A 14,383-nucleotide genomic window follows, 5' to 3' on the forward strand; every position below is an offset into this window, starting at 1 on the left:
GGCAAATCCTGTCCGGCACAATCGAGGTCGCTGATGCGAACAGACAAACGCCGCGCCAGCCGAACCCTTACAGTTTCGCCAACCGATCAGACGGCTGTCAGCCGCGCGTCGACCCCCAGGCGATCGAGATCGGCCTGGATCTCGCGCATATAGATGGGGTTCATCGCCACGACCAGCTGAGGCTGATACGCGGCAAGGAAGTCGGGCCCGACGATCTCCTGACCGGTCCCGGCCATGAAGAATCCGTGCTTGGTCGGGTTGATGTCGACCGCATACTCGATTGCGTCGGTTCCCAGATTGGTCAGGAACGACACGCCCTTTGAGCCCGCGCCCCAGATGACCGGCCGACCACCCTCGGCCGCCAGCCGAGCGAACTCGGTGCCCCATCGATCGAGCGTCTTGGCATAGCCGTCGCGGTAGGTCACCACACCAGATCGCAGGGCGTCCATGTCGTCTTCGAGGTCGAGGGGTTCACCCGCAGCGGGCACCGAAGAGGGCCGCGCCTCGATCAGCAGGTACTGATCGTCGTAGTCGAGCTCGAGGTGTAGCACCTCGAACCCGGTGCGTCGGAACAGCCGCGCCAACGACCCGAGAGAAAAATACGAGCAGTGCTCGTAGTAGACGTCCCAGAAGGCGACCTCGTCCAGTACGCGCTTCACATCGGGAAGCTCGAACAACACGATGGTGTCGGGGCGATCGCCGATGGACCGACGAACCATCTCCATGAACTGCTTCACCGGCGAGATGTGCTCGAGGGTATGACGGCACACCACGGCGTCGGCCTGAATGTGCGTATAGCTCTCGCTGTAGAAGTCGGCGATCCACTCGAACTTCTCGGGAAACTGGTGCTCGATGCGCTCGACGTTGAGGGCTGGGTCTATTCCGATTCCCTTGCCCGCTCCCGCGTCGACCATGAACTGGAGAAACTCACCCATCGAGCCACAGCCGATCTCGAGGACGTTCTTGCCTGCCAGGTCGTACTTGTCGACCCAGCGCTGGGCGAGGTCCTTGGCGAACTCGACGAACTTGGCCGAGTAGCCCTGGGTTTCCTCGTAGCGCGCCGAATACTCAGACAGCTGCGGGTCGAAGTCGGCGTTGAACAAGAAGCCACACGACTGGCAGAACGTCAGCGCCATGTCGCCGCGCGGATAGCGCTCGGCTTCATCGCGCGATTCGAGCAGCAGGCAGCTGTTCGTGGGGATCTGGTCTTCGGTCGCCACCAGCTCGAGGCTGGTCGACTCGCATGCAGGGCAGGAGGTGATTCGGCGATCTGTCATGTTCAGTCCACGATCTTGGGGGTCGGGACGGGGACGATGAACTTGCCGCCCCGTTCTATGTACTCGGCCTGCTGGGCCATGATCTCGTTCTTGAAGTTCCAGGCAAGCAGCAGCACGTAGTCGGGCATCTCGTCGAGAAGCGCCGAGACGTCCTTGATCGGCTGGTGGGTACCGGGCATGTGCAGGCCCTGCTTGTGGACGTTGCGGTCGACCACGAAGTCGACCAGGTCGGTGGTGATGCCGACATAGTTGACCAGCGTCGCGCCCTTGGCCGCCGCACCGTAGGCAGCGATCTTCTTGCCCTGTGACTTGAGGTCGGACAACAGAGCAAGCAGGTCTCGCTTGACCCCGGCGACCCGGTCGGCGAAGGCCGCGTAGTACTCGAAGGTGTCCATCCCGGCGGCCTTCTCGGCGGCGAGGTACTCCTTGACGGTTTCGCTGGGGTTCTCGTGCTTTCCGCAGTGCCACCGCAGCGTGCCGCCGTGCAGGTCGGGGAAGTACTCGACATGATTCAGGTACATGCCGTGGCGACGCATCTGGCGGTCTATCGACGTGCACGAGTGGTAGTAGAAGTGCTCGTGATAGATGGTGTCGAACTCGCAGTGCTCGATGAGATCGCGCACGTAGGGGTTCTCGATGTGAATCACACCGTCGTCCTTCAGCAGCGTGCGCATGCCGGCCGTGAAGTCGTTGATGTCGGGGATATGGGCGAACACATTGTTCGCGATGATCACGTCGGCCTGCTTGCCCTCCGCGACCAGGCGCTGAGCCAGATCCTCTCCGAAGAACTCGGCCAGCGTCGGTACGCCGATCTCGTTGGCCGCCTTGGCCTGATCTGGGGCCGGGTCGATGCCCAGCACCGGTATGCCCTTCTCGACGAAGTTCTTCAGTAGGTAGCCATCGTTAGAGGCAAGCTCGACGACGAGATTGTCGGGGCCCAGCTCGCGCTCTTCGATGACGGCCAGGGCATGCTCACGCGAGTGCCGCAGCAAGTGGTCGCTGAAGGACGAGAAGTAGAGGTAGTTCTCGACGAACAGGACGTCCTCGGGTACATCCTCGGTTATCTGAACCAGGGCAGACTCTGGACAAAAAGCCAGCTCCAATGGGAACTTTGCTTCGGGACCGTCCACATCCTGGGGCTTGACCAGCGCGTCGGCCAGCGGCGTGACGCCCAGATCGAGGAAGGGGCGCAGATCAGAGCTGCCCGATGCACGACACTTGGTGATTCGCATTTGAGTTGTTCTCCGGTGATCGAGGCTCAGCCCTGGGCTGCCCAGCGCAGGTCGGACTCGAGAAGGTGTTCGTCGAGCTTTCGCGAGATGGTCTTGACGCGCATGAAGCGATTGCCCTCTAGCTGTTCGAGTGTCAGCCCGATCCTCTGATAGTCGGCCAACAACTGCTCGATGCCGCGGCGCACGGTCCACTGGGGCTTGAACCCAGGCACCTCGCGAGCCAGCTTGTCGCAGCTGACGCGATAGTTACGGATGTCGTTGAAGGCCTCGTCCGACAGCGTCACGACGCTGTTGGGCACGATCTCCTCGACCATCAGCGCCACGTCGCGGATCTGGTAGTTCTCGGTTGTCATGCCCACGTTGAAAGGCTCGTTGTGCACCACGTCGCGCGGCGCCTCCGAGAGGGCGAGGAATGCCCGCGAGATGTCCTCGATGTGCACCAGCGGACGCCATGAAGTGCCATCGCTCTTCAAGAAGACCTTGCCCGTCGTGTAGGCGAACCCGGTCAGGTTGTTGACCACCAGGTCACCGCGCAGGCGGCTCGACGAGCCGTAGGCGGTTGCGTTTCTCAGGTAGGTCGGGCTGAACCCGTCGTCGGCCATCTCACGGAGTGCATCCTCGCTCATGACCTTCGACTCGCCGTAGGGCGTCACCGGATTGAACTCGCTGTCCTCGGTGAGCGGCGCGTCCGAGGATGCACCGTAGAGCGAGCACGACGACGAATAGAGGAAGCGCTGGACGCCGGCTTCCTTTGCCATCTCGGCCAGGCGCACGGTGGCCCGGTAGTTGATGTCGTAGGTGATGTCGGGGTTCAGGTCGCCGAGCGGATCGTTGCTGATGGCGGCCAGGTGAACCACAGCGTCGACGCCCTTCAGCATCTCGGGCTCGATGTCACGAACGTCGACCCGAAAGGCCGGAGCCTCCGAAGCGTCCTCACCGAACTTGCACTCCTCGAACAAGAAGCTGTCGACGCCCACCACATCGTGGCCCGCAGCCTGAAACATCGGAACGAGTACCTGCCCGATGTATCCGTCGTGTCCGGTTACAAGAACCTTCATCTGATTCCTCTTCAACTAAGCGTGTTCAAACATGCGTGAACGCTGGTCTCGTCGGCCGCTGACAGCTTCGATTGAGCGCCCAGCTCGGATCAGGCCCAGACCTTCCATGGGGCTTCGGTGGCCCACAGGTCTTCTAGCCTCTTCTTGTCGCGCACCGTGTCCATGCACTGCCAGAAGTCGTGGTGTTTGTAGGCCATCAGCTGACCGTCGGCGGCGAGCCCTTCGAGGGGCTCGCGCTCGAACATGATGTCGTCGCCCTCGATGTAGTCGAACACCCCCGGTTCGAACACGAAGAACGCACCGTTGATCCAGCCCTCGCCCGTCTGGGGCTTCTCGTTGAACTCGAGGATCTGGTCGCCGTTCATCTCCATGTGACCGAACCGCGCCGGCGGGCGCACGGCCGTGAGCGTTGCGAGCTTGCCGTGGGCTCGATGGAATTCGAGCAACTTGTGGAGGTCGACGTTGGACACGCCATCACCCCAGGTGACCATGCACGTGCCCTCGCCCAGGTATGGCTGAAGGCGCTTGATCCGGCCACCGGTGGCAGTAGGCAGACCCGTGTCGATGAGATCGACCTTCCAGTCGAGCCCCGACGGGTGATCACCATGAGGCTGCACCTCGCCCTTGGCAAAATCGACGGTGAGGTTGCCTGTGGTCGAAACCGCGTCGGAGAACCAGCGCTTGATGTAGTCGGCCTTGTATCCACAGGCGACAGCGAACTCCTTGAAGCCGTAGTGGGCGTAGTACCGCATGATGTGCCACAGGATCGGACGTCCGCCGATCTCGACCATTGGCTTTGGCTTGAGTTCGGTCTCTTCGGACAACCGCGTGCCCAGCCCACCTGCGAGTATTCCAACTCTCATTTTTCTTGCCTTCGTGTTTTGAGCCCGAGCTTGTCGGACGATCGGGAACAACAACCTCGAACAACTCGACCCGTTACCTGTCGGCCTGAAGTCACTTCAGTGCAGGACCCGCCGTCAGACTTCTGCGAGCCAACGGCTACATCGCTTGTCATGCCCCGTGCAGATCTTTGTATTCGGCGGGTTTGCGGCCGAGCATCCCGACTATCAGCCCAACGCTATAGGCGGCCTGGCGCGCGGCTTGGACGGCAGCGAGTCTGGGGTCTTGGCGACTCTGCCAAGCCCTCTTGGGCGCCACCGCAACCCCCAGCAAACCGGCCGCAAGTCGTTTCATGAACTTGAGCGGGTCTCGCGACCTAGAACGCAGGTAGTAGCTGCGACCCCAACCAACTCGGTAGTGGCGCTTCACAAGCCATCGAGCGCTGACCCGGCTGGCGGGGACTGTCTCATCGACCAGCGCCGAGCCCGCGGCCACGAACCGGCAGCCGGCCTCGGCTGCGACGCGAAAGAGATACGAGTCGGAGCCTCCGGTGAGACGAAGACGAGTGTCGAACGGAGGATCTGCGACCGAGAACACATTCATGTCGATCAAGACATTGCTGGTTCGGGCGTGGAATGCCTGGATCGGCTGGCCATCCGTCGGGAGGTTTCGCTCGAAGAAGGCCCCTGCCTCGACCCAAGCGGGCGGCGCCACATCGAAGCGCGGCACCGAGGACCCCTGCACCACCGAAGCGCCGGTCGTGCGCCAGGTCTCGACAAGGCGCACCAAGCAGTCCGGTCTGGGTACCTCGTCGTCGTCGAAGAACACGAGTGCGTCGGCTCCGAGCCTGGCCGCCACCGATACGGCTCGATTGCGGGCAAAGGGAATGCCCCGCTCGTGCTCGACCTCGATCACCGATGGCCAGTCACCTTCGAAGTTCGGCAACTCGACATCTCCGGCATTGTCGATGGTGATCAGCGCGAGCGACACGTCGCTGGGGAGGTCCATGGCGGCGAGACCCTCGTACAGGCGCCTCAGCCCTTCAGGTCTTCTGAAGGTGCAGGTGGCGACCGCGATCAGCGGTGCCCCGGATACGTCGGCCTCGCTGTTCAAATCCGGTCCTCCTTGACGATCTTCGAGCTGTACCACCTGCCGAGAGCGGGTGCCCCCATCGACAGCAGCTCGCCCAGGTGTCGGTCTCTGGAGACGACCAGTACCAACAGGTAGGACAGCACGCCCGCCCCGGTCGCCACGATCAGCTTCGTCCAGTGCGCCCCGTCTGCGATCTGGTCTGCCACGTACCAAGTCACCACGAACTGGCAGCCGATCGCCGCCAGCTGCCTCCAGAGGTTGACCCAGAACCCCACCATCGATTGCTCGATCTGGCGCAACGACAGTTCGAGGGTGGGCAACAGCAGGAATCCGACTGCGATCATGTAACCCCAGGCCACCCCTTCCACCCCGCGGGTCAAGCCAATGCCATAGCCGGTGCCGAGCACCGCGAACACGACGAACTCACGCTTCAGCAGCAGATCGGCGCGGCCCTTGGCCTGCAGCACTATCGAGGTCGAGTTGCTGACCAGTTGCATCAGGCCTACACCCGAGATGATCGGAACCAGAGGGATTGCATCTGTCCACTTCTCGTCGAGTAGCGCCAGCACCAAGGGTTCGGCCAGAACGATCATCGCCACATACACAGGAGCACCGGCCGTAACCACGGCTCCGACGGTTCGCAGGTAGCTCTTTCGCATCCGGGCGAGGTCGTCTTGCATCTTTGACAGAGACGGGAAGAGAACGCGCCTGTACATCACGGCGGTCACTTCCAGAGGAACCTGGTTGAGACGGTTGGGTTGGGTGTAAAGGCCTGCGGCCCGCTCGCCCAAGACACGCCCCACCAGGAAGCGATCGCCGAACATCGAAAAGAAGCTCACGAACCTGAACAACGACAGGTTGGCCGAGTACGAGCGGACGGTTCTGAGGTGCTCGACCCGGTACACCCTTCGGGGCCTGAAACCTGAGGTACCCCAGACCCCGGCGGTGTTGGCGATACCGCCGGCCAGGTTCGAGATCACCAGTGCCCACACTCCCCATCCGGCCGCAGCGCCCGCCAAGGCAACGGTGGTGGTCACGACCACGACCACCAGATCGACCTTGACCAACTGGTTGAAGCGCAGCCCCTTGCGCAACAAGGCCTGGGGCACCATGCCAAAGCCTGCGATCGTGAAGGCCAACACGGCGACCTGGAAGACCTCGGCAGACCTATCGCTGCCGAACACCGGGCCCATGAACGGAGCGGCGATCACTCCCAGCACCGTGAGGACCATGCCCACGGCTGCGTTGAACCAGAAGATCGTCGAGTATTCGTCCTCGCCCAGATCCTGGCGCTGGATGATGGCAGAGGCCGTTCCGAGGTCGCCGATGACCATGTCGACGAAGCGGGTCACGAACGTCGCCAGGACCAGAACTCCGAACTCGGCCGGGGCGATTAGACGAGCGAGGACGTAGAGGGTTGCGACCTGGCTGACCTGTTTGACGACCTGGCTCACGACCACCCAGCGGCTGCTGTCGCGGACGGATACGGTGGCAGGAGCGTGCTTGCCTGTCGCCTTGGTCATGGCTGTGGTTTCCTGGCCGTCTCACCGCACTGCGTACTCGGGCCCGAATGGGTATCGACTTGGAGGTTTGGATGTCGGATTCGCTGGTCTCGATCGGGTTGCCCGTCTACAACGGCGCCGATTACCTCGAAACAGCGATCGAGAACCTCTTGTCGCAAACTCACTCTGAGATCGAACTCATAATCGCGGACAACGCAAGCACCGACCGGTCGCTGGAAATCGCCCAGAGTGCCGCCGACCGCGACGCCAGAGTGCGAGTGCTCCCTGCGCAGGAGAATCTGGGGGCGGCATGGAACTACAACCGAGCGGTCGAGTCCGCCACCGGGCCCTATTTCAAATGGGCGGCTCACGACGACCTTTGCGAACCCACCTACGTCGAGCGCTGCGTCGAGGCCCTCGACGCCGACGACGGGAGGGTCCTGGCGTACCCGAAGACGGTCATCATCAACGAACACGGCGACCGAGTTCGCGACTACGAGGACAACCTCGACATCGGCCACGCGAGCGCCTCGGCCCGTGCAGCGGCACTGATGTGGCGAGTCGGGCTCTGCAACGCAGTCTTCGGAGTGATCCGAACCGAAGCGCTGCGCGACACGGCGATGATCGGGCTGTTCGACTCCTCTGACGTGTCCCTGTTGGCCGAGCTGGCCCTGCGAGGGCGGTTCCACGAGGTGCCTGAACGCCTGTTCCTTCGCCGACGACACATGGGCGCGTCGAGAAAGGCCAACACCGACGCTCGGTCGGTCGCAGCGTGGTTCGGCGACTCGGCCAAGGCCGGACGAAGCAGATCGTTGCTCGGCGGCTACGCCGCAGCTGTTCGTCGATGGGATGCGGGCCCAGTCGAGAAGGCAAAGGCGGCTGCGGTGTTTGCGACCGTAGGTCCGCTGACAGAGATTCGCTGGCATCTCAGGAACCGGCGCCGGACCCGTGCTCAGAGTTGAGCCGCAGGGTCCCAATCGCTAGCCGGCAGTCATCTGGTCGTAGATCCACCTGTAGGTGCGCTCCATACCGTCCCTGAGCGAGATCGACGGGGCCCACCCCAGGAGATCCTGGATCATCGTGTTGTCGCTGTTGCGACCGCGCACCCCGAGCGGGGCGTCCAGCTTGTAGTTGCGCTTCAGCGTGATGCCGGCGATGTCCTCGACGATCGAGACCAGCTGGTTGATCGAGACGAGTTCGTCCGACCCCAGATTGATGGGCTCGATGACGTCGCTCTCCATCAAGCGTCGCACGCCCTCGGTGCAATCATCGATGTACATGAAGCTGCGGGTCTGTTCCCCGTCGCCCCAGATCTCGATCTCGTGGTTGCCCGACAGCTTGGCCTCGATGACCTTGCGACACATCGCCGCCGGGGCCTTCTCGCGGCCGCCGTCGTAGGTACCGTTGGGGCCGTACACGTTGTGGAAACGGGCCACGCGCGTGTAAAGGCCGAAGTCCTCACGGAAGTGGCGCGCCATCCGCTCGCTGAACAGCTTCTCCCAGCCATAGCCGTCCTCGGGCATAGCGGGGTAGGCGTCGGCTTCCTTGAGCGCGGTGATGTCAGGTGACGTCTGCTTCTCGGCGTTGTAGACACACGCAGACGACGAGTAGAAGACCCGCTTGACGCCCTGCTCTTGTGCGGCCACGAGAACGTGGGTGCTGATCAGAACCGAAAGCATGCACAGGGCCTTGTGGGTTTCGATGAAACCCATACCGCCCATGTCAGCGGCGAGGTTGTAGACGTCGTCGGCGCCTTCGAGTGCCGTCATGCAGTTGTCGCGCAGGGTCAGGTCCAGCTCGAGGTTCTCGACATCGGGGTGGACCTGGTACCACTCGCTCTTTGGCTTGATGTCAACAGAGCGCACCCTGGTGTAGCCCTCGTCGAGGAGGCTCTTGACGAGGTGCCCACCGATGAAGCCGCCGCCGCCGGCAACGACAACGAGATCGTCCTTGTTGGTCATGATTATCCGTTTCTCGTCGCCCTGACTGCGACGGCTGAGTCCACTGTCTCGATGAATTGGTCGGCAATCGAATCGATATCGAAAGCATTCGCTGCGTAGGAGCGAGCAGCCTTGCCCTGGAGCATCCTCAGGTCGGCGTCTTCGAACAGCTCCCGCCCGAAGGCAATGAACTGATCATCGTCGGTGGGAGATGCAACAAGGCCGGCGTTGTTGGCCAGAATCGTCCGGGCGGCCAGATTCTCCATTGGCATGGAGGCAAGGATCGGGCGACCTGCGCAGAGATAAGAGAGCACCTTCGAGGGCACAGAGTAGACGCCCGCGTCCGGTTCCAGCACCGCGACGAGTACGTCTGCCGAGCCCAAGACCTCGGGCAACCTTTCGTAGGGTTGGAAGGGCACGACCCTCAGGTTCGAACGACGCTTCTGGTCGTTCTGCTTGCGGAGCCAATCTGCCCCGGGACCTTCCGAGACCACCAGAACCGTCGCATCCGGAAGCGCATCAGCCAAGGCCAGCAGAAGGTCCGGGCGGTGTTTGTGGCCTATCGTCCCGCTGTACACGAACACCGGCGACTCGCCGGCAAGACCGAACTCGGTCGCCCATGCATTGGCTCGAGAGGTCGGCGGCAGCTCTTCGAGCGGCGCCCAGTTCGGCACGGTCTTGACTCGGCTCGAGTCGACCTTCCAGCGCCTCAGGATCGGGCGGAAGTCATCGGTGATGACCACTGCTGCGTCCGAGAGTCTCAGCATCTTGGCCTCGAGACGGCCGAACAAGGCGCCCACCCAGTGACCCACCTTGCCGAACCGCTGGGCCAACGCCTCGGTGATCAGCAGGCTGTAGACGTCTTGGAGCCAAAAGACGAACGGGATACGCCGTGTCACGACGAGCGACATCAACACGGCTTGCGAAAGCAGAGGGGTGTTAGACGAAATGATCACGTCGGGGCCCCAGCGCTTCACACGCTTGCGAAGCTTCAAGCCGTAGCGGACCTCGTGGATCGTCCTGCGAAGCGGGCTGTACTTCGCAAACTGCAGCCCGATGCCTACCGGCTCGATCGCCAGTGAATCCGGATCTTCTTCTGTGACGGTCGTAGCACCTTGTCCGGTCGTGAAGTCACTGGAATACAGATGGAGGACCTCATGGCCCCGGTTTGCCAGGGCGCGGCTCAGCTGCAGCTGAAACGGGTGGCCGGAGTAGTCGTGCACGAGAACTCGCCGATGCGTCATCGCCTGCCTTTCGCCTCCATGTCAATCCATCGGCCGCAATCAATCGACACCAAGGGTTTCGAGTGCGGCCGAGAACTGATGTCCTCTGGCTGACCAGTCGAACCGACCCGCACAATCGACCGCTGCTGCACTTGCCAGTGTCTCGAGAGTTTCGGCATCGTCGATCGATTCAACGATCGCCTTCGACATGTCTTTCAGGGCGCTCACGCTTCGATAGTGCCTGCCGGGTTCGAGGCCCGTCCCAGACATCGAACCGTCGAGAACCAGCATGGGCAGTCCCCGGTTGATGTAGTCGAGACTCTTCAACTTGAAACCTCCGCCGATGGGTTCGGCGACCAGGCCTATCCGGTGGCGTGCCAGCTCCGCATCGAGATCGTCGACGCGACCGGTGAACTTCGTTGCCTTCCACCGGCCTTGCTGGGAAGCGACGAATTCGTCGTCGCCTCCCCCGACGACACTTAGCCCGATGCCCGCCTGTGCCAGCTGCTGGTCGAGACTCTCGACGACCTCGATCACGTTCTGGCGCTTGGCTTCCCAGTCGAGTGAGCCCAAGAGAACCACCGAGCGGGGCCGCTCGGCCAACGGAGGTGGGTCGCCTGCAGCCGGTGGGGCGTCGGCGCCCGGAGTCAACACGATGTAGCTCGGCCGCGGGTGACGCCGGCCCATGGTCTGGCTGTCGACATCGGTTATGGCCGAGACGAGCTCGACCGAGTCGAGCAGCCGTCGCTGGAGCCGCGAAGCCCGCCTGGCGTCGAATCTGAGGTAGATACCCTTTGGACTGGTAACCGGTATGCCTCGGGCCCAACGCGTGCGAACCAGGTGCTCGTCGTTGTGGGATACGTGAACCAGCTTGGTGTGGTCCGGGTGGATCCGCTCGGCTACGAGGTCGAGGGCCCAAGCCGACATGAGATGGTCAAAGACGACGAAGCGTGGCTTGCGATCCAGCACCTCGATGATCGCCCGTCGGTGAGCCTCGGTGTCGAGACGGGCGGCGATGTATGGATTCGGGGACCTGAGCGTCGAGAGCCGAGAGCACATCGGCGAGTCGACGCCGGTCCAGTCCACGTCACGAATTCGCCCGGAGCGACCCAGACCGATGGCCGCAATCGAATGGCCGCACGACGCCACCGCTCCGGCCAGTCCCGAAGAGTAGAGAGCAAGACCCGAGTCGACGCCGACCGGTGACACGCCTGACAACCAGAGGATCATGGTGCCCACCAGGCTATGACGGTTGAGGGCGTGTCGCGGGCCAGGCGATCATTCACCGCCCGGAAGAGCAGAGTCCGGCGAGTAGATGGCAACACCCAGGTCATCGAGGATTCGCATCGCCGCGGCGCGTTGTTTGGGGTCGACCCGCAGCAAAGGGCTCTCGACCAGCTCCCGTGCATCTCCGCGACGCATGGCGCTACGACGCTCGGCGGTGGACAGCCGCGACGATCGGGAAGGACGGTTGAGCGCACTGCGCAAGATCTCGACCCCTCCCAGATCGAGTCGACTGTCGAGGAGCTCGATCGTGGCGTCGGGAAAAAGCGCGGTGTGCTCATAGGAGATGTTCAACCAATGATCTCGCCGGTCTGAACGGATGGGCACCATGTTCTCGAGTCCCCAGTTCATCACGAAGCGTTCAAGCTCGGTTCCGTTCGACAAGATGTCGTGACAACGGGCCTCGACAGGACCCGGCAGCCAGGCATCGACGAATCTCGGGTTGTCCAGGAAGGCTCTTGCGGTGAGCGTCCAGCCGTTGCGGATGCACGACAACGACTGGGTGATCGGATGACGGCTGACGTAGACGACCTGGATGCCAAATCGGGTATCGAGCCACTCGATGATCGACTTGGCGCCGACGATCTTCAGAACCTGGCGGTTCGTCTTGCGCTCGAAACCGCGCTCCCAGAACCGGTATGGAGCATTCAGCGGTAACTCTCCCGCCAGCAAAGACGTGACATATGCCTCGAGGGCCTCGAACTCGTCTTCGGCGGGCGAAACGATCTCGCCATAGGGATATTTGGGGATGCGCCGGTAGTGCCCGGGTGTGAGGTTCGCGGTCATGACCGAGAAGGGCTGGTCGAGCGACCTGACACCCGGCGCAGAGCCGATTACCTGCATCAGCCAGGTGCTGCCACCTCGGCGCGATGCAAACAGTCCGATATCGGGCTTGCTGCCTGGCGTGTGACTGGTGGCGGCCCACACCGCCTCCTTCACGACCGACCGGAGCGCTCTTTTCAGGTCGTCCAGGCCGCGGTCTGACCCGCTCATCTGCTCGACATCACCGCCAGATCGATCGCTGCGCCAGACGGCGAGGCATGGCCGAGAGTAGGAGCGTCGCCGAATGGGAATACGCGCCCGTCATCGGCGAGCACCCAGTATCCCCCACCTGTGGGCGAGACTTCGAGATCGGTTGCGTTCGGGGGATCGCACAGGCCCATTCCGGGAATCGAACCGTGGAAAGGAACGCCGAAGGCGAAGACCCCGCCATCACCGGCGTAGAGCCAGTAGCCGCCACCGCGGGGGTGAGCTGCGAGGGAGATGACGGGTGCAGCGAGCTGCATGCCGCCCGTTGAGCCGTGGAACGGGACACCGAAGGAGAATACACCGCCATCGGATCCGACCAGCCAGTAGCCGCTGTGTGCTGCCTCACCCGACACCACGGGGGCCACCAGGGCTTGGTCGCCCATCGAGCCGTGGAAGGGCACACCGAAGGCAAACACTCCGCCGTCTGACCCGATCAGCCAGTAGCCGTGCCCGTTGGGGTGAACGACGATCGACTTGATCGGGCTCGCGAGCGAGTAACCCGACAGGTCACCCAGGTGCGGAGCCGCTCCGAACGCATAGACGACACCCCTGCCGTCGACGATCCAGTAACCGCCGCCGCCAGGCAATCCAGCGATTGCAACCGGGGTCACCCCGGTCGATCGCAGGTCGCCGTACCAACCAGCATCACCCAGGGCACTGACCACACCCGAGGTGTCGATGACCCAGTATCCAGCGCCCACAGCAGACCCCGGAGAGCGGGGCGGATTGCTGGGAGGTGCGCATGTTTGGCCGTCACCTCGGGGAACCGGAGCCGTCGTGGTTGGCGTGGTGCCCACGGGAGTCGTCGTCGCAGGAGGCGATGGCTTGACCGTAGTTGTCGGCCGGGGTGCGGGCGCCTGGGTGGTGGTAGTGGTGGTAGGCGCTGCGGTGGGCTTGGGGCGCGGGGCCGCGGTGGTTGTGGTTGTCGGCTGAGTGACCACGGGGCCGCCACCCGAGCCTGGCACTTCCCGGAGAACCTCGCGATAGCGCTTCAGGGCGTTCGGGTAGTTCGTCAGTTTGAATTCGTTCGAGTGGAAATAGTTGGCGTAGGCCACGTTATTCGTAGCGATCCAGCGCAGCATCTGTTCGATGAAGTACGGATCATCGTGCACGACGCCGGGCAGGTGGTTGTCAGACAGCGCCCATTCGCTATAGGCCATCGGCTTACCCCGAGACGCTGCGAAGTCGCGGTGCCATTCGAGCCCGGCGCCGCGCTTGAGGAAGGTGTTCCAACGATCGACCGGATCACGCTGGGTTTCGCCGTAGGACGAGTTGTAGATGTCCATCCCGATGACGTCGACGTAAGCGTCGCCGGGATAGCTCCGCAGATCTACATCGACGTAGCGGATGTTGACGTTCCACTCGAACCTGAAGTCGGGCGAAACGTCGCGGAAGATGTTCACGATGCGCCGGAAGTAGGCCGAGTAGGCATCAGGATCGCTGAGCGAAGACCACTCACTCCAGGAACCGTTGTGTTCCCAGCCGACACGCATGACCGAGCCGTCGAGGCCTCCGTCGACCAGGATCTGGGCGATCTCTCGGATCTTTTGATCGTTGGCCCCCGAGTTACCCTGCGCAAGCGACTCGCCCGCGACCGACATCGGGAACGAAACCACGGTCAGGACGTTGCGGTCGCCCCAAAGGCTGCCCAGGCCACGAGCTGACGATGACATCTCGGCCCAGCTGTCGCGATCGAGCATCAGCGTCAACGACTCGATCGGCCGTCCGACGGTCGAGCCGAAGGAGTCTGCGGTCGCCGTGCTCCACCCGACGTAGGCACCCATCTTGTGAGCGGTGAGTGGTGGGGCTGCAGCCTCGGCCTGCCTGGGCCAGACGAAGGCCAGGGACGAAAAGAGCATTACCGCCACAGTGATGCTGAGGGTGCGACGCATCGAGTGCATGGTGC

General features: G+C 62.9%; 12 protein-coding genes. 1 reads left to right on the top strand and 11 read right to left on the bottom strand.

Going from position 1 to position 14,383, the window contains the following annotated elements; genetic code table 11:
• Positions 1-86: 86 nt before the first annotated feature.
• The 6 genes from R2770_16010 to R2770_16035 all read right to left on the bottom strand — a co-directional run bounded on the left by R2770_16010 (position 87) and on the right by R2770_16035 (position 7,022).
• On the bottom strand, positions 87-1,277 hold the full coding sequence (locus tag R2770_16010; GenBank protein MEZ5281964.1) for a class I SAM-dependent methyltransferase: 1,191 nt from the start codon (positions 1,275-1,277) through the stop codon (positions 87-89).
• A 2-nt stretch (positions 1,278-1,279) separates the two neighbouring features.
• Positions 1,280-2,509, bottom strand: a complete 1,230-nt coding sequence (locus R2770_16015; GenBank protein ID MEZ5281965.1) for a class I SAM-dependent methyltransferase — start codon at positions 2,507-2,509, stop codon at positions 1,280-1,282.
• A gap of 26 nt (positions 2,510-2,535) precedes the next feature.
• Positions 2,536-3,567, bottom strand: a complete 1,032-nt coding sequence (locus R2770_16020) for an SDR family oxidoreductase (GenBank protein MEZ5281966.1) — start codon at positions 3,565-3,567, stop codon at positions 2,536-2,538.
• An 89-nt stretch (positions 3,568-3,656) separates the two neighbouring features.
• Positions 3,657-4,430: a glucose-1-phosphate cytidylyltransferase gene (gene rfbF, locus R2770_16025; GenBank protein ID MEZ5281967.1), complete on the bottom strand. Its 774-nt coding sequence runs from the start codon at positions 4,428-4,430 to the stop codon at positions 3,657-3,659.
• Between the two features lie 148 nt (positions 4,431-4,578).
• The gene (locus R2770_16030; GenBank protein MEZ5281968.1) at positions 4,579-5,520 is read right to left on the bottom strand and encodes a glycosyltransferase; all 942 of its coding nucleotides are present in this window, start codon (positions 5,518-5,520) and stop codon (positions 4,579-4,581) included.
• On the bottom strand, positions 5,517-7,022 hold the full coding sequence (locus tag R2770_16035; GenBank protein ID MEZ5281969.1) for a lipopolysaccharide biosynthesis protein: 1,506 nt from the start codon (positions 7,020-7,022) through the stop codon (positions 5,517-5,519). The genes R2770_16030 and R2770_16035 overlap by 4 nt, the downstream gene beginning before the upstream one ends.
• 47 nt (positions 7,023-7,069) lie before the next feature.
• Between R2770_16035 and R2770_16040 the strand changes: the two genes are divergently transcribed.
• Positions 7,070-7,963, top strand: coding sequence for a glycosyltransferase family 2 protein (locus tag R2770_16040; GenBank protein MEZ5281970.1), 894 nt, complete (start codon positions 7,070-7,072; stop codon positions 7,961-7,963).
• 18 nt (positions 7,964-7,981) lie between these two features.
• Here the strand turns inward: R2770_16040 and R2770_16045 are convergent, their stop codons facing one another.
• The 5 genes from R2770_16045 to R2770_16065 are packed head-to-tail and all read right to left on the bottom strand — an operon-like array spanning position 7,982 to position 14,369.
• The gene (locus tag R2770_16045) at positions 7,982-8,962 is read right to left on the bottom strand and encodes an NAD-dependent epimerase/dehydratase family protein (GenBank protein ID MEZ5281971.1); all 981 of its coding nucleotides are present in this window, start codon (positions 8,960-8,962) and stop codon (positions 7,982-7,984) included.
• 2 nt (positions 8,963-8,964) lie between these two features.
• Positions 8,965-10,164, bottom strand: a complete 1,200-nt coding sequence (locus tag R2770_16050) for a glycosyltransferase family 4 protein (GenBank protein ID MEZ5281972.1) — start codon at positions 10,162-10,164, stop codon at positions 8,965-8,967.
• Between the two features lie 60 nt (positions 10,165-10,224).
• Entirely contained in the window at positions 10,225-11,394 is a 1,170-nt protein-coding gene (locus R2770_16055; GenBank protein MEZ5281973.1) for a glycosyltransferase, read from the bottom strand.
• 48 nt (positions 11,395-11,442) lie between these two features.
• Positions 11,443-12,441, bottom strand: a complete 999-nt coding sequence (locus R2770_16060) for a hypothetical protein (GenBank protein MEZ5281974.1) — start codon at positions 12,439-12,441, stop codon at positions 11,443-11,445.
• Positions 12,438-14,369, bottom strand: coding sequence for a glycosyl hydrolase (locus R2770_16065; GenBank protein ID MEZ5281975.1), 1,932 nt, complete (start codon positions 14,367-14,369; stop codon positions 12,438-12,440). The genes R2770_16060 and R2770_16065 overlap by 4 nt, the downstream gene beginning before the upstream one ends.
• Positions 14,370-14,383 lie beyond the last annotated feature (14 nt).

This window comes from Acidimicrobiales bacterium, assembly GCA_041394185.1.
GTDB lineage: Bacteria > Actinomycetota > Acidimicrobiia > Acidimicrobiales > Poriferisodalaceae > JAAETH01.